The 21789-nt window shown below is 69.8% G+C and carries 28 protein-coding genes; 15 read left to right on the forward strand and 13 right to left on the reverse strand.

The window, feature by feature from the left end; translation table 11 throughout:
• Positions 1-87 precede the first annotated feature (87 nt).
• Positions 88-1353 carry a glutamate carboxypeptidase gene (locus BMZ47_RS20100; RefSeq protein WP_091863935.1) on the reverse strand — a complete coding sequence of 422 codons (1266 nt, stop codon included), beginning with the start codon at positions 1351-1353 and terminating at the stop codon, positions 88-90.
• Between the two features lie 539 nt (positions 1354-1892).
• Here BMZ47_RS20100 and BMZ47_RS20105 point away from each other — a divergent pair.
• Both BMZ47_RS20105 and BMZ47_RS20110 read left to right on the forward strand, forming a co-directional pair.
• Entirely contained in the window at positions 1893-2585 is a 693-nt protein-coding gene (locus tag BMZ47_RS20105) for a transglutaminase-like cysteine peptidase (protein WP_007567971.1), read from the forward strand.
• Between the two features lie 143 nt (positions 2586-2728).
• Positions 2729-3046, forward strand: coding sequence for a hypothetical protein (locus tag BMZ47_RS20110; protein WP_091863936.1), 318 nt, complete (start codon positions 2729-2731; stop codon positions 3044-3046).
• Between the two features lie 76 nt (positions 3047-3122).
• On the opposite strand, the gene BMZ47_RS28140 is transcribed toward BMZ47_RS20110, so the two are convergent.
• Positions 3123-3566: a hypothetical protein gene (locus BMZ47_RS28140; RefSeq protein WP_139221026.1), complete on the reverse strand. Its 444-nt coding sequence runs from the start codon at positions 3564-3566 to the stop codon at positions 3123-3125.
• 233 nt (positions 3567-3799) lie between these two features.
• Here BMZ47_RS28140 and BMZ47_RS20120 point away from each other — a divergent pair, with 233 nt between their 5' ends.
• On the forward strand, positions 3800-4300 hold the full coding sequence (locus BMZ47_RS20120; RefSeq protein WP_091863938.1) for a DUF1203 domain-containing protein: 501 nt from the start codon (positions 3800-3802) through the stop codon (positions 4298-4300).
• On the opposite strand, the gene BMZ47_RS20125 is transcribed toward BMZ47_RS20120, so the two are convergent.
• Genes BMZ47_RS20125 through BMZ47_RS20140 form a run of 4 tightly spaced genes read right to left on the reverse strand, consistent with a single transcriptional unit; the run spans position 4278 to position 7039 of the window.
• A complete protein-coding gene (locus tag BMZ47_RS20125) occupies positions 4278-4748 on the reverse strand; it encodes an arsenate-mycothiol transferase ArsC (protein ID WP_007567963.1) in 471 nt (156 codons plus the stop codon). The two genes, BMZ47_RS20120 and BMZ47_RS20125, sit on opposite strands and share 23 nt — an antisense overlap.
• 24 nt (positions 4749-4772) lie before the next feature.
• Positions 4773-5255: a UPF0262 family protein gene (locus BMZ47_RS20130; RefSeq protein ID WP_007567961.1), complete on the reverse strand. Its 483-nt coding sequence runs from the start codon at positions 5253-5255 to the stop codon at positions 4773-4775.
• Between the two features lie 10 nt (positions 5256-5265).
• Positions 5266-6561 (reverse strand): histidinol dehydrogenase, encoded by a 1296-nt coding sequence (gene hisD, locus BMZ47_RS20135; RefSeq protein WP_050733959.1) that lies wholly within the window; start codon positions 6559-6561, stop codon positions 5266-5268.
• A gap of 19 nt (positions 6562-6580) precedes the next feature.
• The gene (locus tag BMZ47_RS20140) at positions 6581-7039 is read right to left on the reverse strand and encodes a DUF2948 family protein (protein WP_007567957.1); all 459 of its coding nucleotides are present in this window, start codon (positions 7037-7039) and stop codon (positions 6581-6583) included.
• A 267-nt stretch (positions 7040-7306) separates the two neighbouring features.
• On the opposite strand from BMZ47_RS20140, the gene BMZ47_RS20145 reads away from it, so the two are divergent.
• Complete coding sequence (locus tag BMZ47_RS20145; protein WP_244536887.1) at positions 7307-7741, forward strand: hypothetical protein; 435 nt, start codon at positions 7307-7309, stop codon at positions 7739-7741.
• Between the two features lie 6 nt (positions 7742-7747).
• Here BMZ47_RS20145 and BMZ47_RS20150 read toward each other — a convergent pair whose 3' ends face one another.
• The 4 genes from BMZ47_RS20150 to BMZ47_RS20165 all read right to left on the reverse strand — a co-directional run bounded on the left by BMZ47_RS20150 (position 7748) and on the right by BMZ47_RS20165 (position 10117).
• Positions 7748-8176, reverse strand: coding sequence for a helix-turn-helix domain-containing protein (locus tag BMZ47_RS20150; protein WP_091863939.1), 429 nt, complete (start codon positions 8174-8176; stop codon positions 7748-7750).
• The gene (locus BMZ47_RS20155; protein WP_208601076.1) at positions 8173-8478 is read right to left on the reverse strand and encodes a type II toxin-antitoxin system HigB family toxin; all 306 of its coding nucleotides are present in this window, start codon (positions 8476-8478) and stop codon (positions 8173-8175) included. The genes BMZ47_RS20150 and BMZ47_RS20155 overlap by 4 nt, the downstream gene beginning before the upstream one ends.
• Before the next feature lie 84 nt (positions 8479-8562).
• Positions 8563-9852, reverse strand: coding sequence for a UDP-N-acetylglucosamine 1-carboxyvinyltransferase (gene murA, locus BMZ47_RS20160; RefSeq protein WP_007558115.1), 1290 nt, complete (start codon positions 9850-9852; stop codon positions 8563-8565).
• Between the two features lie 85 nt (positions 9853-9937).
• Complete coding sequence (locus BMZ47_RS20165) at positions 9938-10117, reverse strand: hypothetical protein (RefSeq protein ID WP_007558114.1); 180 nt, start codon at positions 10115-10117, stop codon at positions 9938-9940.
• A gap of 346 nt (positions 10118-10463) precedes the next feature.
• On the opposite strand from BMZ47_RS20165, the gene hemA reads away from it, so the two are divergent.
• From hemA to BMZ47_RS20210, 9 genes are all read left to right on the forward strand, one after another.
• On the forward strand, positions 10464-11732 hold the full coding sequence (hemA, locus tag BMZ47_RS20170; protein ID WP_370881365.1) for a 5-aminolevulinate synthase: 1269 nt from the start codon (positions 10464-10466) through the stop codon (positions 11730-11732).
• A gap of 314 nt (positions 11733-12046) precedes the next feature.
• On the forward strand, positions 12047-12844 hold the full coding sequence (locus BMZ47_RS20175; RefSeq protein WP_050733962.1) for an inositol monophosphatase family protein: 798 nt from the start codon (positions 12047-12049) through the stop codon (positions 12842-12844).
• 81 nt (positions 12845-12925) lie between these two features.
• On the forward strand, positions 12926-13471 hold the full coding sequence (locus BMZ47_RS20180) for an adenine phosphoribosyltransferase (protein WP_007558111.1): 546 nt from the start codon (positions 12926-12928) through the stop codon (positions 13469-13471).
• A gap of 168 nt (positions 13472-13639) precedes the next feature.
• Complete coding sequence (gene rpmH, locus BMZ47_RS20185; protein ID WP_007558110.1) at positions 13640-13774, forward strand: 50S ribosomal protein L34; 135 nt, start codon at positions 13640-13642, stop codon at positions 13772-13774.
• A 138-nt stretch (positions 13775-13912) separates the two neighbouring features.
• Positions 13913-14524 (forward strand): ribonuclease P protein component, encoded by a 612-nt coding sequence (gene rnpA, locus BMZ47_RS20190; protein WP_091863942.1) that lies wholly within the window; start codon positions 13913-13915, stop codon positions 14522-14524.
• A complete protein-coding gene (gene yidC / locus BMZ47_RS20195; protein ID WP_091863943.1) occupies positions 14514-16370 on the forward strand; it encodes a membrane protein insertase YidC in 1857 nt (618 codons plus the stop codon). The genes rnpA and yidC overlap by 11 nt, the downstream gene beginning before the upstream one ends.
• Positions 16371-16381: 11 nt before the next feature.
• The gene (yihA, locus tag BMZ47_RS20200; RefSeq protein WP_091863944.1) at positions 16382-17035 is read left to right on the forward strand and encodes a ribosome biogenesis GTP-binding protein YihA/YsxC; all 654 of its coding nucleotides are present in this window, start codon (positions 16382-16384) and stop codon (positions 17033-17035) included.
• A complete protein-coding gene (locus BMZ47_RS20205) occupies positions 17032-17427 on the forward strand; it encodes a DUF423 domain-containing protein (RefSeq protein WP_091863945.1) in 396 nt (131 codons plus the stop codon). Before yihA ends, BMZ47_RS20205 begins: the two co-directional genes overlap by 4 nt.
• Before the next feature lie 103 nt (positions 17428-17530).
• A complete protein-coding gene (locus BMZ47_RS20210; protein ID WP_091863946.1) occupies positions 17531-18619 on the forward strand; it encodes a phytanoyl-CoA dioxygenase family protein in 1089 nt (362 codons plus the stop codon).
• Positions 18620-18631: 12 nt separating this feature from the next.
• Here BMZ47_RS20210 and BMZ47_RS20215 read toward each other — a convergent pair whose 3' ends face one another.
• The 3 genes from BMZ47_RS20215 to BMZ47_RS20225 all read right to left on the reverse strand — a co-directional run bounded on the left by BMZ47_RS20215 (position 18632) and on the right by BMZ47_RS20225 (position 20608).
• Positions 18632-19306: a metallophosphoesterase family protein gene (locus BMZ47_RS20215; protein ID WP_091863947.1), complete on the reverse strand. Its 675-nt coding sequence runs from the start codon at positions 19304-19306 to the stop codon at positions 18632-18634.
• A gap of 51 nt (positions 19307-19357) precedes the next feature.
• Positions 19358-20005: an RraA family protein gene (locus BMZ47_RS20220; RefSeq protein WP_091863948.1), complete on the reverse strand. Its 648-nt coding sequence runs from the start codon at positions 20003-20005 to the stop codon at positions 19358-19360.
• A gap of 108 nt (positions 20006-20113) precedes the next feature.
• Positions 20114-20608: a pilus assembly protein N-terminal domain-containing protein gene (locus BMZ47_RS20225; RefSeq protein ID WP_007558093.1), complete on the reverse strand. Its 495-nt coding sequence runs from the start codon at positions 20606-20608 to the stop codon at positions 20114-20116.
• Positions 20609-20909: 301 nt separating this feature from the next.
• Here BMZ47_RS20225 and BMZ47_RS20230 point away from each other — a divergent pair, with 301 nt between their 5' ends.
• Both BMZ47_RS20230 and BMZ47_RS20235 read left to right on the forward strand, forming a co-directional pair.
• A complete protein-coding gene (locus BMZ47_RS20230; RefSeq protein ID WP_007558091.1) occupies positions 20910-21083 on the forward strand; it encodes a Flp family type IVb pilin in 174 nt (57 codons plus the stop codon).
• Positions 21084-21229: 146 nt separating this feature from the next.
• Positions 21230-21772, forward strand: a complete 543-nt coding sequence (locus BMZ47_RS20235) for an A24 family peptidase (RefSeq protein WP_091863949.1) — start codon at positions 21230-21232, stop codon at positions 21770-21772.
• Positions 21773-21789 lie beyond the last annotated feature (17 nt).

The following is a 21789-nucleotide window of genomic DNA, read 5'->3' on the forward strand; positions in this document are numbered from 1 at the left end:
CCGATCGGCGGATCTGATCGGATCCGCCCGCCGGACCGGCGCCCGCTTCGGCGGCGGGCGTGCGCGAGCCGGGAGCGAGGCGGAGGCCTACTTGGTCCCGTCCTTGGTCCCGTCCGCCTTCGACGCCTCCATGACGAGCCGGGTGGCGAGATAGAGACGGGGCGTGATGCTCGCCAGCACCGCGAACTCGTCGGCGCTGTGGTAGCGTCCGCCGACGATGCCGAGGGATTCCAGGATCGCCGGTTTGCCCGGGCTGTCCGGCTGGAAGGCGTAGCCCGCATCCGTGCCGCCCCCGATCTCGGCGAGCTTCAGATCGGCGCCCAGCTCCGCGTAGATCGCGCGGGCACGCGCGCCGAGGTCCTGCGTGGCCGGGTTGCGCGGCAGCGGCGGCCGGCCCTTGGCGAGGTCGAAGCGCACCTCGGTGTCGGGCACGCGGTGCCGCTCGATGATCGTCCGGGCCTGGGCCAGGACGCGGTCATACTCGCTCGGCACGAAGTAGCGCATGTCGCCCTCCGCCTTCGCCGCGTCCGGGATGATGTTCGGCTTCGTGCCGCCCTGGACGGTGGTCCAGTGCAGGCTCGTGCCCTTGTCGGCGTCGCCCAGATCCTGGAGCTGCAGGATCTGGTGGGCGATCTCCACGACGGCGTTGCGCCCGGCCTCCGGCGCCCCGCCGGCATGCGAGGCGCGGCCCTTCACCGTCAAGCTCGCGTAGTTGATGCCTTTGGTCGCCACCGTGACCGCATCCACGCCCGCCTCATCGAAGGAGGGTTCGAACGAGAGGACGACGTCCTGCCCGCGCGCGACCTTGCCGATCTCGGCCCGGGAGCCGGGCGACCCGCGCTCCTCGTCGGGATTGAACACGACCGTGAGGGTGCCGTAGCCGTCGAAATGCAGGGCGTTCAGCGCGGCCACGGTGTGCAGGACCATCGCCACGCCGCCCTTCGCGTCGGCGACGCCCGGACCGTAGGCGCGGCCGTCGCGCTCGGTGTACGGCCGCTTGGCGGCGTCGCCCTCGCCGAACACGGTGTCGTAATGCACCAGCATCATGATCCGGCGCTGGCCCTTGCCCGGCTTGGTCGCGACCAGGGTGTTGCCGCCCAGCGCCGGCGCGGGGCGGGCCTCCACCGAGAAGCCCAGCGCCTCGAGCCGCCCCCGCAGGGTCGCCTCGACCTTCCCGAGGCCCGGCACCTGGCCGGTGCCGGTATCGACGTCGACCAACCCCTTCAGCGTCTCGCGATACGGGTCGTTCTGGGCCTTCACCGCCGCGTAGACGGCCTCGTCCGGCGCCGAAAGCGCGGGGCGGGGCATCAGGGCGAGGAACAGGGTGAGGATGAGGGGGGCGGTCGCGCGCACGGACACTCCTTACCGGCTGTCAAGCGACGGCGACTTAGCACGGCCGACCCGGCACGCAACGCCGACCGCTCCCGTGGCGATGGTCCCGGCGCGGGCGCGGGCGCGGGCGCTCCTCGCGAGACGCCCGGTCATCGGGCGGATTTTTTGCGTTCAGAGGCACAGCAGGCCGGCACGGTGGGCCCCGATTTCGGACGCTGCTGCTCGCCGCCTCCAAGGCATCCGGCTGAGCCCCGCCGCGCTCCCTACGCTATGGATGGCGGTGCATGCGCCGTAGGTGACGCCCCGTGGTCGCCGGCCGCCCCAAGATTTTCGCGGATGCGGCACCTGGGTGACAGCGGCCGAACGACCGGATCCGCGTTGAGAACGTTCACGATTTTGCGCGTCGGCCAAACCCCGAAGGGCGCCGGCGCCACAGCCCGTTAAAATCCCGCGCCGTCCGCGTTGCGCACAGCATTAACCTTTTGTTAAGCCGCCGATTGCCGCCGGCCCCCCGGCGTGAGAGCTTTCGTTAACGAGAGCTTAACGGTTGGGTCACGGCGATGCGGTTCGCGGCTTCCAAGGTGCAGGGTTCGGTCGCCAGCTCTGCGCCGCGTCGGGTTTCCCGCCGCCGTCGCGTTCTGGCCGGGTTCGCCTGGGCCGCCCTGTGCTTCGCCGGGCTCGGCGCCAATGCCGGTCAGGCGCAGACCTTCGCGAGCCTGCCGTCCCCCCAGCTCGGGGCCGAGCCCCAGGGCGCCGCCCGCCCGATCGCGGCCTGGGTGACGTTCTGCCAAGCCTACGCGGCCGAATGCACGGTCGACCGGAGCGAGCCGGCCCGCATCAGCCTGACCCCGGCGATCTGGGCGACGATCGTCTCGGTCAACCGCCGGGTGAACAAGTCGGTCGAGCCGAAGACCGACATGGAGCATCTCCACGTCGCCGACCGCTGGGACCTCGCCGAGGACGGCATCGGCGATTGCGAGGATTTCCAGCTGCTCAAGCGCCACCTGCTGGCCGAGGCCGGCCTGCCCCGCCGGGCGATGCGGATGACCGTGGTGATCGACGAGAAGGGCGAGGGCCACGCGGTCCTCACCCTGATCACCGATCGGGGCGATATGGTTCTCGACAACAAGACCAACGCGATCGTGCCGTGGCACAAGACCGGCTACGTGTTCATCAAGCGCGAGAGCCAGGACGCCACGGCCTGGGTTTCCCTCGGCGGCGTCACCTCGCCGGTCACCACCGCCAACCGCTGATCGCATCGGCCGCGCCGCTCGGGCGCCGGATCTTCTCGTGTCGGGGGCCCGCGGGCTCGTGATCTGCACCGGTATTGCGGTGCGCACTTAACCCTTCGCTAACCCTGTGGACGCACTCTGCCGCTGGACCGAGTGCCCGATCCATGTCGCCAGCCACCTTCGTATCGTCTGCCCTGCTCGCGGCGCTGCTGCTCGTCACCGGGCCTGCGCGCGCCGGCAGCGAAACTGAGATGCGCCACGGCAGCTGGCGCGAATGCCTGAGCCGCAACTTCCAGATTCAGGCGGCGCTCACGGATCCCGATCCCGCCGCGGATGCCGCGTTCCGCGCCTGCCGCGCTGCCGAGGAGGCCTATCTCGCGGCCCTGGCGCGCTCCCCGCTCCTGGACGATGACGACGTCGCCCGCGCCCGGCCCAGGCTCGCCGGCCGCATCCGGGCATGGCTGGTCAGCAGCCGGGGGTGAGCCGCCGAGGCGCGCTCACGCGTCGAGCGACGCAACGGGCGCGCAGCCGGCCGCAACCCGATCGCGCGCGACACCGCTAGATCCCGCAGGCGCAGCAGGCCCGCACATTGGCGATCCTCTGCGCCGGCGTGCCGAGCGTCTGGCGGGTCATGCCGTAATTGCTCCAGTGCGTGATCCACTGCTTGACGTAGTGCGGCCCGTTCGGCGCGCGGGCGAGCTGGTGCGCGGCCCAGCAATCCGCCAGCTTATCCGAGTTCGTCCTGATGGCGAGAAGACCGTATTCATGGACGACATAGAAGTGGCTCGCGTCCTTGACCTGGGAGTCGACCAGCTCCGCCCGGGCCGGGCACAGGAACATGCCGTCTCGCGTCGCGGTGGCGATATTCCCCGAGGTCAACGTGCAGTTTTGGGTGACCGCGACATTCAATAGGCCCCCGACGGGGCTCCATTGTGCTCTTGCCGGCGCGCAAGACAAGATGCCGGCGCAGGCGGATACTGCAAGAAATCGCGCCTTGAACATGAGATTTTTCCGAAACGATTGACGGTCTCGGAAACTATAGCAATTTGTGGGCGTGAGGAACTTTCCGCGGACAGGGGAATCACGGGGCGGTTACATTCGCTGGCGAAATGTTTTGGCCGTCGCGGCGGCACGGCTCAGGCCCTCGATGGGCGGGGAAACCGGGACGCGGCAGCAAGGAACGGGACGTTTTCCGGTCGGCTGGACGGCACGGTTTCGGGCCCCCGGAGAGATCCATGACCCGATATCGCTGCATCCCGATCGACGCCGCCGTCGCCGACCGTTTCCGCCGCAGCGGACGCGACGATTTCGACAACCCGCTGCGGCGAGTGACGGCGACCGGTGCGGGCGGATTTCCGTGCCGGCGCTGCCTGCTCTGCGCCGAACCGGGCGCGCCGATGCTGCTGGGCTCCTACGATCTCGGGCGCCCGCGCGGCATCTACTGGACCCCGAGCCCGATCTTCCTGCACGCGCAGGCCTGCCCGGGCTTCGAGGCGGCGGACGTCGTCGCCCCGATCATCCGCGCCAACGCCCTGGTGTCGGTCCGGGCCTACGATGCGGAGGATCTCTGCCTGTACGAGCTCGGCCATGTCTGTCCCGGCGCGGAGGTGGACGCGCCGCTGCTGCGCGCCCTGGACGATCCCCGCACGGCCTTCGTCAACGTCCACACCGCGCGGCCCGGCTGCCTTCTGTCCCGGGTGGAGCGCGTCGCGGCTATGTCTTCAGCCGCGCCTTGATCCGCCGGGTGAGCCCGTCGCGCACGTCCCGGTAGGCCTCCAGCCGCTGCTCGCGGGAGGCGTCCTGCAGCAGCGTCGGGTCCGGCGTCGGCCAGTACTCGACATCGGCCGCGATCGTGTGGGTCAGGTCGAGGGCGCGGTGGTGGGCCTCCGGCGAGAGCGTGATGATCAGGTCGAAGTTCAGACCTTCCCAATCCTCGAGCTGCTCGACGGTGCGGGGGCGGTGCCGGCTCGCGTCGATGCCGACCTCGTCGAGGGCCGCGATCATGAACGGGTCGGTGGGCTCGCCCGAGCGGACGCCGGCCGACTGGACGTAGGTCGACTTGCCGAAATAGGCCCGCGCGATCGCCTCGGCCGCGGCCGAGCGCACGGCGTTGTAGTTGCACATGAACAGGACCGACTGCACCCGCCGCTTCTTCGGGGTGGTCTCGGGAAAGGGCTCAGCCATCGCCGCTCGGGGCCGGAGGGCGCCCTAGCCTTTCCAGTGCAGGGCGAAGATCAGGGTGAAGAGGCGGCGCGCCGTGTCGTGGTCGAGATCGACCTTGCCGTCGAGGCGTTGCTTGAGCGTCTCGGACGCCTCGTTGTGCAGGCCGCGCCGGCCCATGTCGATCGCCTCGATCTGCGACGGCGAGGCGGTGCGGATCGCGTTGTAGTAACTCTCGCAGATCATCTCGTAGTCGCGGATCACCCGTCGGAACGGCGTCAGCGACAGGAGGTGCGTCATCACCGGCTCGCCGTCCACCGTGCTGATCGCGAAGGACAGCTTGTTCTCGACCAGACCCAGCGTCAGCGCGTAGGGCCCCTCCCGGCCCGGGATGGTGAAGGAATTGTCCTCCAGGATGTCGAACAGGGCGATCGCCCGCTCGTGCTCCTGATCCGGGTTGCCGCGGGCGATGGACGCCTCGTCCAGGCTTACCTTGGCGAGGCGGTTCGGCCCGCGCTGCTTCTCGGCCATCCCCACACCCTCACAGGTTCAACCGGATCGCGACGGAGCGGGCATGACCCTCAAGACCCTCCGACCGGCCGAGCGTTATCGCCGCCGGGCCGAGCGCCCGCAAGCTCTCCGGGGTGCAGGCCAGAATCGTCGTCCGCTTCATGAAGTCCAGGACGCCGAGGCCCGAGGAGAACCGGGCCGAGCGGGCGGTGGGCAGCACGTGGTTCGGGCCGCCGACATAGTCGCCGATCGCCTCCGGGGTGTGCGACCCCAGGAAGATCGCCCCGGCGTTGCGGATCTTGCCCGCGAGCGCCTCGGCATCCTGGGTCTCGATCTCCAGGTGCTCGGGGGCGAGCCGGTCGACCAGCGGCACCGCCTCGTCGAAATCCCGCACCCGGATGATCGCGCCGTAATCGCGCCAGCTCGCCCGGGCGATCTCGGCCCGGGGCAGGGTGGTGAGCGCGCGCTCGACGGCGGCCTCCGCCGCCTCGGCCAGCGCGGCGCTGTCGGTGATCAGCACCGATTGGGCGGCGGTGTCGTGCTCGGCCTGGGCCAGGAGGTCGGCGGCGATCCAGTCCGGATTGGCGTGGCCGTCGGCCAGGATCAGCACCTCGGACGGGCCGGCGATCATGTCGATCCCGACCTGGCCGAACACCCGGCGCTTGGCCGCCGCCACCCAGGCATTGCCCGGGCCGACCACCTTCGCCACCGGCGCGATGCTGGCGGTGCCGTAGGCCAGGGCCGCGACCGCCTGGGCGCCGCCGACCCGGTAGACCTCGTGGACCCCGGAGAGGCGGGCGGCGGCGAGCACCAGGGGGTTGAGGGTGTTGTCGGGCGTCGGCACCACCATGACGATCCGCGGCACCCCCGCGACCCGGGCCGGCACGGCGTTCATCAGCACCGAGGAGGGGTAGCTCGCCGTCCCGCCCGGCACGTAGAGGCCGACCGATTCCAGCGCCGTCCAGCGCCAGCCGGAGGTCACGCCGAGTGCGTCCGTCGCCCGGTAATCCTGCGGCTTCTGCTGCGCGTGGAACGCCTCGATACGCTCCGCGGCCAGGCGTAGGGCGTCTAGCGCCTCGGCCGGGCAGGCCGCCACGGCCGCGTCGATCTCGGCCTCTGTGATCCGCAGCGCGTCGGCGGAAAACTCCGCACCCAGCCGGTCGAAGCGCCGGGTGAACTCGACCAGGGCGGCGTCGCCGCGGGTCACGACCTCGTGGATGATGCCGCGGACCGCCTCGTCGACATCCTCGGCGATCTCGCGCTTGGCGGTGAGCAGCCGCGCGAAGTCGGCGGCGAAGTTCGGAGCTTGGCTGTCGAGCCGGACCATCGGATGTCTTTCGTCTGTCTCAGGCCGCCGGGCCGGGGGCGGGGATGGCGTCGATCTCGGGATCGATCGCGTGGCCGGGGCGGGCGACCGCCTCCCAGACCGGGCCGAGATCCTTCATCCGGACCTCGATGCACTCGACCTCCAGGCGGACCGCGGCGCCGCCGGAGAACACCATGTCGATATGGCCGGACGGCGCGTCGGTCGCCTCGAAGGTCAGGGCGAGCAGGCTCATCGGCATCGCGTCGCCCGGTGCCAGGCCGCGGGTCTTCACCCGCAGGACGCGCTCGAAATGCACCCCGGCCAGGCGCCGGCGGGGCGGGACGTCCGGGGTCCAGTCGAAGCGCCGCACGACCATCAGGAAGCGCTGCTCGCCCGCCAGGTAGGTCAGATCCTCCGGGCGCAGGATCGCGTCCTGGAGGTGCGCGGAGATCACGGTCAGGTCCTCGGTATCGAGGGCGGCGAGCTTGAGCAGCTCCATGAAAGGATCCTCGGGGATAGCGGGGCGCGGGCGGAGTGCGACGGCGGCGGCTTCGCGGCAGGCCGTAGGTAGCGGTCAGACCCGGCGCGGGCAACGGCTGGGGCCGGGATCGCCGTCTCGGCGGCGGTTCATCCGATTCACGCTCGTGCGCTCGCCGCCGGAGCGGACACCGGTTCGGCGCAAGCGAGCGCGCCCAAAAGAAGGCCGACCGGGCTCCGTCGAGACGGGCGGCCGGACGAAGAGGCGACGATTCGAGGCAGGACGACGATGGTGAAACGGATCCCGCTCGCGGCCCTGGCCGCCCTGACCCTGGCACAGCTGATCCCCGTCCCGGTGCGCGCGCAGGTTGGCCCGGACGCGGATGTCTACATCTACGGCCGCCCCGGGCCGGACCGCTTCGAGTACGACCGCCGCCGTCGGCCGCCACCCCCGCCGCCGCCGGACGACGATTGGCCCCGCCGGCCTCCGCCCCCGCCACCGCCGCCCTACGACGATTACGACCGGCCGCGTCGGCGCCCGCCCCCGCCCCCGCCGCCCCCGGACGACGATTGGGATCGGCCGCGCTACGACCGGCGCTGGCGCAACGGCAGCATCTGCGTCACGGCCCGAGGCGATTGCCCGACCCGTCCCGCCCCGTACAACGCGCCCTGCGGCTGCGAGATACCCGGTTTCGGGTACAAGCGCGGGCAGATCGGCGGCTGAGGCGTCTCAGGCGGCGTCGTGCGCGAGACGATACGGCGCCGCCAGCAGCGCGATCGGCAGGTGCCAGGCCTCGCTGATGGCGCGGATCTGCGCGAGGTTCAGGGGCCGTTTCCGGCTCAGGATCTCCGAGGCGCGCGCCCGCGAGCCGAGAAGACGGGCCAGCTCCGCCTGCGACCGGCCCATGTCTGTGATGGCGGCGTGCAGGATCTCGACCGGATCAGCCGCTGCGATTGGAAAGACCCGCTCTTCGTAGGCCGCGATCAGCGTGAGGAGAACCTCGAACCGGTCACCGTCCGGGGTCCCGACGGCGGGCTCCTTGGCAAAGTAGCGATCGACTTCCGCAAGCGCCCAACGGTGATCGTCGGCCGTGCGAATTGGCCTGACACCCCTAACCGAATCCGTCTCTCGAACGGCTTCCGTTTCGATCTGCATCATCCGATCTCCACCGTGAGCGGATCAACGGCATCATATTCGGCGTGCGTGCCGACAAATTTTATCTGGCACGCTTTGTATGTGTAGGACACTCGGGCGATCAATCGATACTTATTGCCGCCGATATCGAAGATGATTCGGTTGTCGCCAATGAAATCTACTGTGTTGCCGAACAGGCGCTTGATATCGGCCGGGCCTGCCCAGGTAGCTTTCGTGACCTGACTATACCAAGCCCGCAGCGGCACCTCCGATCGGGGATACCGCGTCCAGAAAGCCACGAGGGCAGAGCGCGCCACGACGTTCACACGTAACGCCATTAGCCTGTTCCCGTATTGGGAACAAGGATTTCCAAGCTGGCGAGACGTCGTTCAACCGAAATCAGATTTGCTTCAGGCCCGCACCCGCTCGATCTGTGCCCCACAGCGCCCGAGCTTGGCTTCCAGCGCCTCGAAGCCGCGGTCGAGGTGATAGACCCGGTTGATCTGGGTCTCGCCCTCGGCGGCGAGGCCGGCGATCACCAGGGAGACCGAAGCGCGCAGGTCGGTCGCCATCACGGGCGCGCCCTTGAGGCGCTCGACGCCCTCGACGATGGCGAGGTCGCCCTCGAGCCGGATCTTCGCGCCGAGGCGGGCCAGCTCCTGCACGTGCATGAACCGGTTCTCGAAGATCGTCTCGCGGATATGCGACTGGCCCTTGGCGAGCGTCATCAGCGCCATGAACTGCGCCTGGAGGTCGGTGGGGAAGCCCGGGAACGGGTCGGTGGTCACGTCCACCGCCGCGATCCCGCCGCCGTTGCGGCGGACCCGGATCCCGCCCTCGACCTGGCTGATCTCGGCCCCCGTGGTCGACAGCACGTCGAGCGCCGAATGCAGCAATTCGGCCCGGGTGTCCTTGAGGATCACGTCGCCGCCGGTCATCGCCACCGCCATGGCGTAGGTGCCGGTCTCGATCCGGTCGGGCAGCACCTCGTGACGCGCGCCGTTCAGCCGGGCGACGCCCTCGATCTCGATCCGGGGCGTGCCGGCGCCGCGGATCTTGGCGCCCATCTTGTTCAGGCATTCGGCTAGATCGACCACCTCGGGCTCCCGGGCGGCGTTCTCGATCACCGTGGTGCCGTAGGCCAGCGAGGCCGCCATCAGGGCCACATGCGTGCCGCCGACCGTGACCTTGGGGAAATTCACCTCGGCCCCGCGCAGGCCGTTCTTGGTGCGGGCGACCACGTAGCCGGCGTCGATCTCGATCTCGGCCCCGAGCTTCTCCAGGGCCATGATCAGCAGGTCCACCGGCCGGGTCCCGATCGCGCAGCCGCCCGGCAGCGAGACCTTGGCCTCGCCGAAGCGCGCGAGCAGGGGCGCCACCACCCAGAAGCTGGCCCGCATGGTCGAGACCAGGTCGTAGGGCGCGGTGGTGTCGATGACGTTCGAGGCGGTGAGGCGGATCGTCTGGCCGGTCTCGGTGGTCTGCCCGGGACGCTTGCCGACGACCATGTGGTCGACGCCGTGATTGCCCAGGATCCGCGTCAGCGCCGAGATGTCGGCGAGGCGGGGGACGTTGATCAGCTCCAGCGTCTCGCCGGTGAGCAGGCTCGCGATCATCAGCGGCAGCGCCGCGTTCTTGGCGCCCGAGATCGGGATCACGCCGTTGAGAGGCGCGCCGCCGGTGATGTGAATGCGGTCCATCGTGTGTCCTCGGGCGGCGCACCTCCCTGGCGCGCGGCCGGCCGTTCTCCTGGTGGACGCCGCGGCGCCCAGGCTTGGCCGTCCCCTATAGACCGGTTTTGTCGGAATCTGGACCGCGAGAATCGGTTTCGCTGGGTTCGGACTCGCCCGCCCCGGGCGACGGCCCCGTTTCGGCGCGGCCGCGACCCTGGGCCTTGCGCCGCCGCAGATTCTCGCGAAGCGCCGCCTTCAGGCGCTCGGCGCGGGCATCCTTGGTCTCGCTCATCGCGCGACCCTTCGTCGCCGCAGGCTTGAGGTGCGCGATCCCGCACCGGGGCAGGCCATTCGGCAGCAAGACGAGGGGATGCTCAAGGATCTGGAGCCGTGTTCGGGTGGGTCGCGAGCGGCCGCGAGGCTAGCGGGTTCGTCCTGGCCTCTCAACGGGCGCAGGGCAGAGATGTCGGAACCTTACCTTGAACCAGTTCCAGATCCGCGCGTATCTTGCGCCTCTCACGCGAAGGACTGGACCGAGGCCGTACCTCGATCGCGGGACTTGGGTGCCGTGCCGGCACCGCCCGCACGGCCGAACACGCGAAGGACGCTCGATGACCGTCACCCGGATGCCCAGCACGATGCTCGCCCAAGCGGGCTCGACGCGCGCCGGCTCTGGCTACGAGCGGTATTTCCGGGGTGCCCTGGACCAGCTCCATGGCGAGCGGCGCTACCGTGTCTTCGCCGATATCGAGCGGATCTCCGGCCGGTTCCCGACCGCCAAGTGGCGTAAGCCCGACGGCAAGACCACCGAGATCACCGTGTGGTGCTCCAACGATTATCTCGGCATGGGCCAGCACAGGGAGGTCGTCTCCGCGATGACCGACACCGCCGCGCGCTGCGGCGTCGGCGCGGGCGGCACGCGCAACATCGCCGGCAACAACTCGCCGCTCGTCGATCTCGAGCGCGAGCTCGCCGACCTGCACGGCAAGGAGGCCGGCCTCGTCTTCACCTCGGGCTACGTCTCGAACCAGGCCGGCATCTCGACGATCGCCAAGCTGATCCCGAACTGCCTGATCCTGTCCGACGCCTTCAACCACAACTCGATGATCGAGGGCGTCCGCCATTCCGGCTGCGACAAGAAGATCTTCCGCCACAACGATCTGCAGCACCTCGAGGAGCTGCTCCGCGCCGCCGGCGACCGGCCGAAGCTGATCGTGTTCGAGTCGGTCTACTCGATGGACGGCGACATCGCGCCGATCGGCAAGATCTGCGACCTCGCCGACACCTACGGGGCGATGACCTACCTGGACGAGGTCCACGCGGTCGGCCTCTACGGGCCCCGCGGCGGCGGCATCTCCGAGCGCGACGGCGTGATGCACCGGGTCGACGTGATCGAGGGGACGCTCGCCAAGGGCTTCGGCTGCGTCGGCGGCTACATCACCGCCTCGGCTGCGATCTGCGACGCGGTGCGCAGCTTCGCCCCCGGCTTCATCTTCACCACCGCGCTGCCGCCGGCGGTGGCCGCGGCCGCCCGGGCCTCGGTCCGCTATCTCAAGCGCTCGAATACCGAGCGCGAGGCGCACCAGGCCCAGGCCGCCGCCACCAAGGCGGCGCTGACCGAGGCCGGCCTGCCGGTTCTGGAGACCGAGACGCATATCGTGCCGGTGATGGTCGGGGACGCCGAGCTGTGCAAGGCGGCCGCCGACCACCTGCTGGAGCGCCACGCGATCTACATCCAGCCGATCAATTACCCGACGGTCCCGCGCGGCACCGAGCGCCTGCGCATCACCCCGTCGCCGTTCCACGACGCGGCCCATATCGCCCGCCTCGCCGCGGCGCTGGCCGAGACCTGGGAAACCCTGGACCTGCCGCGCGCCGGGACGGTGTTCGTCGAGGCGGCCGAGTAGGTTTGCTGCGGCCGGCCTCGCGCGCCGCTCCGCCCCCTCTGCGGGGAAGGGGAGCGGCAGTGGAGAATGAGGCTGCGCCGTCACGCCCACGCCGCTCTTCCGGGCGCCGGGTTCCCCTCTCCCGACCTCTGCTGTCGCAGGGGCCGCCCGCCCCCGCAGGGGGGAGGGGATGGCGCGCGTCAGCTTCGCTCCGCCTGTGTCGGAAGCCCCCGCCACAATCCGCTAACCTTGCCCATTCTCGGGCAGGCTCGTCTTTTCCGGCGCCGGCCTGTAACCACGGCGCCAACCTCCATTCCCCGAAAAGTCCCGGACCAATGATCTCCTCTCCGCTCATGACCGTGATGGTCGACGCCGTGCGCAAGGCCGCCCGCGGCCTGCGCCGCGATTTCGGCGAGGTCGAGAACCTTCAGGTCTCGCGGAAGGGGCCGGGCGACTTCGTCTCGGCCGCGGACCGGAAGGCCGAGGAGACCCTGCGCGACGCCCTGATGAAGGCCCGTCCCGGCTACAGCCTGGTGCTGGAGGAGAACGGCATCATCGAGGGCACCGACAAGAGCCACACCTGGCACGTCGACCCGCTCGACGGCACCTCGAACTTCCTGCACGGCGTGCCGCATTTCGCGATCTCGGTCGGGCTCGAGCGCGAGGGCCAGATCGTGGCCGGCGTGATCTTCGATCCGATCAAGGACGAGCTGTTCGTCGCCGAGCGCGGCAAGGGCGCCTATCTCAACAACCGCCGCCTGCGGGTCTCGGGCCGGCAGGACATGGCCGACGCGCTGGTCGGCTACGGCACGCCCTATCTCGGTCGCGGCAGCCATCCGCGCCTGCTGCGCGAGCTGGGTGCCGTGATGGCTGTGGCCGGGGGCACAAGGCGGATGGGCTCGGCGGCCCTCGACCTCGCCTACGTCGCCTGCGGCCGCCTCGACGGCTACTGGGAGCGCGACCTCCAGACCTACGATTTCGCCGCGGGCGTCATCCTGGTGCGCGAATCCGGCGGCTACGTCACCTCGGCGGACGGGGCGGCCGAGCCGCTCGCCGCCCGCTCGGTGGCCTGCGGCAACGAGGTGCTGCACCGGGAGCTGCTCGCCCTGCTCAAGAAGGTGCAGGCGGCCTGATCGCCGCAAGAGCCCGCGAAACTGGTCAGGGACCGGGGCATCTGCTTTAAGCGCGCCGTCCCCCACGGAAGGCCCGAACCCATGGAAGCCCGCCGCCACGTCGCGCTGAAGGATTCGATTCGCTCGATTCCCGATTACCCGAAGCCCGGCATCATCTTCCGCGACATCACCACGCTGCTCAGCGACCCGCGCGCCTTCCGGCGGGCGGTGGACGCGCTGGTCCATCCCTATGCCGGCGGGCGAATCGACCAGGTCGCCGGCATCGAGGCGCGGGGCTTCATCCTGGGTGGCGCCATCGCGCACCAGCTGTCCTGCGGCTTCGTGCCGATCCGCAAGAAGGGCAAGCTGCCCCACAAGACCGTCTCGATGGCCTACGCCCTTGAGTACGGCACCGACGAGATCGAGATCCATGTCGACGCCGTGAAGCCCGGCGACAAGGTGCTGCTGGTCGACGACCTGATCGCCACCGGCGGGACCGCCACGGCGGCCGTGAACCTGCTCCGGCAGATCGGCGCCGAGATCGTGGCGGCCTGCTTCGTGATCGACCTGCCCGATATCGGCGGGGCGCAGCGCCTGCGCGACATGGGCGTCGAAGTGCGCGCCCTGATGCAGTTCGAGGGTCATTGACGTCCACGAAACGTTGACTTCGCGGGACCCATCCGCCATAAGCCCGCCACTCGCGACGTGGCGCCCCGCATGGGCGCCCTTCGTGTTTGCAGACAACCAGGACGCGTGAAGGTCGGGTGCGGCATCAGCCGCCCGCGAGCGCGCCTCGACCTTTGAAGGCTCTGTGCCATGAAGAGAACCTACCAGCCGAGCAAGCTCGTCCGTAAGCGTCGTCACGGTTTCCGTGCGCGCATGGCCACCGCGGGTGGTCGCAAGGTGATCGCGCGCCGTCGCGCCCACGGTCGCAAGCGCCTGTCGGCCTGAGCCGGCGGATCCTCGCCGGCGCGGCCTTGCTCAGGCAGCCGCGCTGCGAGGCGTGAGCATGACGCGGAAACGTGAAACCCGGTTTTCCGAACGCGTCATGCAGCACACAGGATGAGATCGGCCGGGATCGAACCATCGATGGCGACGATCGAGCGGCTGAAGAAGCGGCCCGACTTCCTGGCGACAGCCGAGGGGCGCCGCTTCCATACCGAGCGCATGACCGCCCAGGGCCGCCTGCGTGATCCGCAGGCCGCGGACGGGCTGAGGCTCGGCTTCACCATCACGAAGCGCGTCGGCCATGCGGTCGAGCGCAACCGCATCCGGCGGCGCCTGCGCGCGGCCGTGAGCCTTGTCGCGCCCGATCTCCCGGGCGAAGTAGCCGGGCTGCCCGCCGACATCGTGCTGATCGCCCGGCGTCCGGCCCTGACTGCGCCCTTCGAGACCCTGGCCGAGGATCTGCGCCGCGCCATCCCGACCGTGACGCGACCGGCCACGCCGCGGCCGCCCGGTGCGAGATCCGGCGGCAAGTCTGGCAGCAAGTCTGGCGGCCGGCCGTCCAAGACCACACCTCTCCAGCGCGATGCGGGCCGGGCGCCCGCGCAGCCTGCATCCTCCGGCGCATCGGGTCGCGACCCGTCGCCGGGTGATGCCAGAGACTCCCGAATCACGGATGCGCGCGGGCCCGATCGGGTCGGTGCCGCTCCTGTTGCCACTCCGAACGCGTGCGGCGGTGTCCCCGATGGGCAATGACAAGACGAACATGTTCGTGGCCATCGGCCTGTCGCTGCTGGTGCTGCTCGGCTGGCAGTACTTCGTGGCCGGCCCCCGGGTGGAGCAGCAGCGCCTGATTGAGGCGCAGAACAAGGCCGCGCAGCAACAGCAGCAGCCGCCGGGCGTGACCCCGGAGGGCGTGCCGTCGCCCTCGCCCAAGGAGGGCGGCCCGGCCGCGCCGGTGCCCGGCACGGTTCCCGGCCAGGGCGGCCCGGTCTCCCGCGAGGCCGCGCTCGCCCGCTCGCCGCGCATCCGCATCGAGACCCCGGCGCTCAGCGGCTCGATCGCCCTCAAGGGCGGCCGCGTCGACGACGTGTCGCTGAAGAACTACCACGAGACCGTGGACCCGAAGAGCCCGGAGATCGTGCTGTTCTCCCCGGCCGGCAGCGAGGCGCCGTACTACGCCGAGTTCGGCTGGGTCGGCGCCAATGCCGGGCCGCTGCCCGGCAGCGAGACCCTCTGGACCAGCGACGGCAAGACGCTCTCCCCCGGCATGCCCGTGACCCTGACCTGGGACAACGGCGCCGGCCTCGTCTTCAAGCGCATCATCGCGGTCGACGACAAGTACATGTTCACCGTCCGCGAGGAGGTCGAGAACAAGGGCTCGGGCGCGGTGACGCTCTACCCGTACAGCCTCGTCTCCCGCTGGGGTAAGCCGCACACCCAGGGCTACTACGTCCTGCATGAGGGCATGATCGGCTATCTCGGCAACGAGGGCCTGCAGGAATTCACCTACGACAAGCTCGCCAAGGAGGGCGCCTATGGCGGCGCCAACACCAAGGGCCGTGCCTGGAACGGCGTGAGCGGCGGCTTCGTCGGCATCACCGACAAGTACTGGGCCGCGGCCGTGATGCCCGGCGACCAGAACGCGCCCTATACCGGCGCCTTCACCGACCGCACCGACGGCGCCACCAACGTCTACCAGGCGAGCATCCGCGGCGATGCCGTGAACCTGGAAGCCGGCGCCTCGGCCACCACGACCCAGCGCCTGTTCGCCGGCGCCAAGGAAGTGAACCTGATCAACAACTACGAGAAGGACCTCGGCATCAAGCACTTCGATCTGATGATCGATTGGGGCTGGTTCTTCTTCATCACCAAGCCGATGTTCCGGGCGCTGGACTTCTTCTTCCACCTGTTCGGCAATTTCGGCGTCTCGATCCTGGTGGTCACCTTCTGCCTGAAGCTGCTGTTCCTGCCGATCGCCAACCGCTCCTACGTGTCCATGGCCAAGATGAAGGCCGTGCAGCCCGAGATGGCCGCCATCCGGGAGCGCTACAAGGACGATCGCCTGAAGCAGCAGCAGGCCACGATGGAGCTGTACAAGAAGGAGAAGATCAATCCGGTCGCCGGCTGCTGGCCGGTGCTGATCCAGATCCCGGTCTTCTTCGCGCTCTACAAGGTCCTGTTCATCACCATCGAGATGCGCCACGCGCCGTTCTTCGGCTGGATCCACGATCTCGCGGCGCCGGATCCGACGAGCATCCTCAACCTGTTCGGCCTGCTGCCCTTCCCGGCGCCGGATTTCGTCCATCTCGGCGTCTGGCCGCTGATCATGGGCGTGACCATGTTCGTGCAGATGAAGATGAACCCCGCGCCGCCGGACCCGGTCCAGGCGCAGATCTTCACCTTCATGCCGATCGTGTTCACCTTCATGCTGGGCTCGTTCCCCGCCGGCCTGGTGATCTACTGGGCCTGGAACAACACCCTGTCGGTGATCCAGCAATACGTCATCATGCGTCGCAACGGCGTGAAGGTGGAGCTGTGGGACAACCTGCGGACCACGTTCCGGCGCGGCGGCACCAAGGCGGCGGCCACCAAGGGCTGACAAGGAAAGTCGTGACCGAGACCAACGACGACGCGGCCGACCTCCTGGAGGCCGGCCGCCTCCTGTTTGCCGGCGCGGCCGACTTCTACGCGGCTGCCCAGGTCCTTGAGCGCATCCCGCCCATGGAGGGCGTCGAGATCGCGTTCGCGGGGCGCTCGAATGTCGGCAAGTCGAGCCTGATCAACGCGCTGACCGGCCGCAACACCCTGGCGCGCACCTCCCACACGCCGGGGCGGACCCAGCAGCTCAACTTCTTCCGGATCGGCGATCGCCTCTCCCTCGTGGACATGCCGGGCTACGGCTACGCGGCGGTGGAGAAGGCCAAGGTCGAAGCCTGGACCAAGCTGATCCACGCCTACCTGAAGGGCCGGGCCAACCTCGCCCGGGTGTTCATGCTGATCGACGCCCGCCACGGCTTCAAGTCGATCGACACCGACGTGCTCGACGGGCTCGACAAGGCCGCGGTGAGCTATCAGGTGGTGCTCACCAAGGGCGACTCCCTGAAGAAGGGCGAGATCGAGAGCCGGATCGCCGGTATCCAGGCGGGGCTGGCCAAGCGGCCGGCGGCCTTCCCGCAGGTCATCCTCACCTCCAGCCGCGACGATCTCGGCGTGCCGGAGCTTCGCGCGGCGATCGCCAGGCTGCTGGTCGAGCGCGGCGCATGAGGGTCTCGGGACTCGACCGGGCGCTCGTGGCGCTGGCCTGCCTGGCCGGGCTGCTCGGCGTCGCGCTCAGCGCGGCGGCGGCCCATATTCCTGGCGCGGATTCGCTCAAGACCGCGGCCCAGTTCCTGCTGTTCCACGCTCCGGCGATCCTGGGGCTCACGGGTCTCGGCCGCCTCGGTCTGGCGCGGCCGGCGCTCGCTCGCGGCGCGGCCGGGCTGCTCGTGCTCGGCCTGATCCTGTTCTGCGGCGACCTCTCGGTGCGGACCTGGCTGCAGCAGCCGCTCTTCCCGATGGCCGCCCCCATCGGCGGCTTCGCCCTGATGGGCGGCTGGCTCCTGGGGGCGATCGGCGCCCTGATTCCCGGTCGGCGCGAGCCCCATCACGCTGGGTAACAACGGAGGCGGGACGCATGTCACGCCATCGTGATGTGCCTTAGGAACACCGCATTCCCCCGCTCCCTTCGCTCCGCACGGGATGAGGACCAGGGGGCGGAACGTGGCGAACGGACTCTCGCGGGTGAAGACGCTCGCGCGCAGCTGGGGTACCGCGGCGCGCAACCTCACCTTCGGACGCGACGAGGCGCTGCCGGTCGCCCCCGTATTGCCGCCGCCCCGATCCTACGCGGTCGACGCCGACATCCCGGTCGATATCGGCTGCATCAAGGTCTTCCGCGCCGAGAACTTTCCGGAATCGGGACCGAGCCCGTGGCTCGACCGACCCGATGCGCTGGAAACGATCGCGCGGCGCGTCGCCCGGGGTGAGATCACCGCCAAGCAGGCCGAGATCTGCCGCTACTGGGCCGAGCATGGCTACTACGTCGCCCGCGGGGCGATCGACCCCGACACGATCGACGAGGCCTGGGCCGCCTACGAGGCCGCGATCGCCCGGGGCGACCTGACCCTGGCGCCCGAGAAGGCCGCTGAGGACGATCCCCATCCGGGCCGCTACCTCAACCCGCACCTGAAGGTCGAGGAGCTCGACCAGCTGCTCAAGCACCCGGTGCTGGTCAATTTCAGCAGCATGGTTCTGGGGCGCCCGGCGATCCCGTTCCAGACCATCGCCTCGCACAAGGGCAGCCAGCAATCCGAGCACTCGGATTCGATCCACATGACCACGTATCCGCTCGGCTATCTCGCGGCCTGCTGGATCGCCATGGAGGACATCCACGCCGATTGCGGGCCGCTGGTCTATTATCCGGGCACCCACCGCCTGCCGTACCTGTTCAGCCACGACGTCGGCATCTCGACCGACGATTTCCGCGAGCGCGGCTACGCGGCCTATGCGGAGCGCTACGAGCCCGCGATCAAGCGCGAGATCGCCGATCACGGCGCCCAGCCGCAGCACTTCCTGGCCCGCAAGGGCGACGTGCTGTTCTGGCACGCCAATCTCCTGCACGGCGGATCGGCCCGCAACGACCTGCGCCATTCGCGCAAGGCGCTGGTGCACCATTATTTCGCCGAAGGCTGCATCTGCTACCACGACCTCTCGTCGAGCACGTCGGCGGTCCACGGTCCGGTCGAGAGTCTGCCGACTTGCGGCGCGTCGAGCCCCGATATCGCGGTGCGCCAGAAGATCGCGTCGTAGCCGGCCCGGAATTCAGGCCGCGCGTACCGACAGGAAGTCTAGCGCCGGCCCCTGCGCCTCGGAGAAGACGCCGGCGGTGAGCGCGCCGCCATAGACCGCGGCGGTGTCGAGATTCGTCCGGAAGGGGCGCACCTCCGGACGGCCGCTGCGCTGGGGCGTGTGGCCGTGGACCACGTGCCGGCCGAAATCGTGATCCCCCTCGAGGAACGGCTCGCGGATCCACAGGCGGTCATGAACGTCCGAATCCGGCGCCGCGGTGCCGGGACGCAGGCCGGCATGGACGTACCAGCGTGCCGCGTCCCCGTGCAGGGTCGGCAGCCCCTCGATCCAGTCGAGGGTGTCGCGCGGCAGGCCGGTGAGATCCCGCGCCCCGAACGAGTCGAGCGTGGCGTCGCCGCCGCAATAGAGCCAGTGCCGGGCCGCATCCGGCGACAGGAGCGCGTCGAGCAGCATGCGCTCGTGGTTGCCCATCAGGCAGGTGACGCGCTCGGGCTCGGCCCAGCTCAGGCGGCTGATGGTGCGCAGCACCGCGGCGCTGTCGGGGCCGCGGTCGACATAGTCGCCCAGGAAGACCAGGCGGTGGGCGCGCTCCCCGGCATGGGCGGCGATCCGCTCCAGCAACGTATCCAGCAGGTCGGCGCGGCCATGCACGTCGCCGATGGCGTAGGTGAGGGTCTGGGACTCCATGCGCCATCGTCCACAGGAGACGTCGCGCGCGCAAGGCGTGAGGGCGGATCCTCAGCCCTTCGCCTCCCGGGCGTAGCGGCCGTCGTACCGGCCCGCCCGGATCTGCGCGAGCACCTCGTTTTCCCGGGCCACCTGCGCATGCACGGCCTCGATCAAACCGGGCGCGAGCGCGGGCGGGAAGGTCACGACGCCGTCCGCATCGCCCACGACCACGTCGCCCGGGTTCACGGTCCAGCCGCCGATGGACACCGGAAGGTTCGTGGCGCCGGGCCCGGTCTTGAACGGGCCCCTCGGGATCGCGGCGCGGGCGTAGCAGGGGAAGTCCGACTCGGCGAAGGCGTCGGTGTCGCGCACGGCCCCGTCCACCACAAAGCCGGCTACGCCCCGGCTCTCCGCGATCGCCTTCATCACGTCGCCCACCAGCGCCCGGCTCGTATCGCTGCCGCCATCGACCACGATCACGTCTCCGCGACGGGCCTGCTCCAGCGCTTGGTGGATCGCGAGGTTGTCGCCGGCCCGCACCTGTACCGTGAAGGCCGTGCCGAGCAGCCGGCTCCGCCGGTGGAAGGCACGCAGCCCGAGCAGGACCGGCATCCGGTCGAGGCAATCGCTGATCGTCGCCGTGGCGACGTCCTGGAATGCGGCGAGCAGGTCGGGATCGACGGCGGGCGGCGGCGGATTGTGCGTGATGCCGGGCATCGGCGGGGACCTCGCTGACGGCGCGCCGCAGGATCCGGCCGGATCGCGTCGGGGCCGCGCCGGGGCGGATCTTGCCTCAGGATCCGCGCGGTGTCGCGTTCGGTGCCGTCAATGCTCGGCGGCCTGGGGCGCGCCGGCGCCGCCGCCGGTGGCCAGCCTGCGCCGGGCATCGGCCTGGCCGCTGGTCGTCCCGAAATAATTCGCCGAATCGCCGAGCTGCACCGCCGGCTGGCAATTCGGCGTGCAGGAGAGCGATTCCCGGTCGAGCCCGCGCTGGACCGTGATGGTCGTATCCCGCGACGCCTCGACCCGGATCATCGTCTCGGCGATCAGGCTGCCGCCGGTATCGAGCGCGATCAGGTTGGTCGAGCCGAAGCTCTTGCCGGTGAGCACGAGCACGCCGTTCTTCTGCGGCGTAACCTCGGCGATGATCGGGTTGCCGACGATGACGGTCGCGGTCTTCTCCGGCAGGCGGATCACCTTGGCGTTGTCCACCAGCACGGTGACGATCGGCAGCGGCTCCGGCTGGGCAGCCGCGACCGACGCGCCCGTCAGCAGGAGGACGAGGCCAGCTCGGGCCCCATTCGACAGGGTGCGGCGCATCGGGCGGTTCTCGGAAGCGACCGGCGCCCGCGCGAGGCGGCGCCTGAAGCTGTAGCGCTAGCGCGGGATCGATGAAGGAACCGCTAAGCATGAGTAATGCCGCGGCATGTCAAGCGGCGGCGAAACTGATCCTTCACTAAGCTCGCAGACGGACCGGCGCGAACTTTGATCGAGGCGTGATTTAACCGATTTTCAAGGCGTATCGAACAGTCTGCAGCGGCCGCCGATCGGGACGTAGAAATCTTCGTCGGTCATCTCACAAGCTTCACGTTACAAGTTCTTGTTCGAAGGATCGCCTCCTATGAAGACCCTGTTCTCGCGCTTCGCCTCGGACGAGTCCGGCGCCACCGCGATCGAGTACGGCATGATCGCCGCCCTGATCGCCGTCGTGATCATCGGCGCGCTGAAGACCGTCGGCACCTCGCTGTCCGCCAAGTTCAGCGCCATCTCCGGCAACCTGACCGCCACCCAGTAATCGACGTCCGAGCGGTCAGGATCTGCGGCAGGTCCGAGGCTCCGTCGCGTGGCGCGAGGGAGCCTCGGCCGGCCGGATTCGCCGTTCGGCGGCGGCCTCGATCCCGAGCCGCGTACCGGGCAGGCATGGATAGGGTTGGACCCGAGATGGTTGGCGCAGGATCGGCGATCGCGAGCCTCGGCACGGCGGGCTTCGGCCTCATGGTGCTGTTCCCGTTCCTGATGGCCTACGCGGCCGCGAGCGACCTGCTGACGATGCTGATCCCGAACCGGATCTCGTTGGCTCTGGTGGCGGGTTTCGCGCTGCTCGCCCTGACCGGGCCGATGAGCTGGTCCGAGATCGGCCTCCATCTCGGGGCTGGCGCCGCCGTCCTTGCCGGAACCTTCACGCTGTTCGCTTTCGGGGTGATCGGCGGTGGCGACGCGAAGCTCGCCGCCGCCACCGCGCTCTGGCTCGGCTTCGAGGGCCTGGGCGATTATCTCCTGGTCGCCTCCATCTTCGGCGGCGCCCTGACGCTGGCGATCCTGGCCGCGCGCGCCTACCCGTTGCCGATGCGCGTCGCCCGGCTGCCCTTCGCGCTGCATCTTCACGACGCCAAGACCGGCATCCCCTACGGGATCGCGCTCGCCGCGGCCGCGCTCCTCGTCATGCCCGACACCGAGATCTGGACCCGGGCGCTCGCGGGCTGACGCAGCCGCGCCGCACA

Origin of the sequence: Methylobacterium brachiatum (genome assembly GCF_900113845.1) — a bacterium.
Taxonomy (GTDB): domain Bacteria; phylum Pseudomonadota; class Alphaproteobacteria; order Rhizobiales; family Beijerinckiaceae; genus Methylobacterium; species Methylobacterium brachiatum.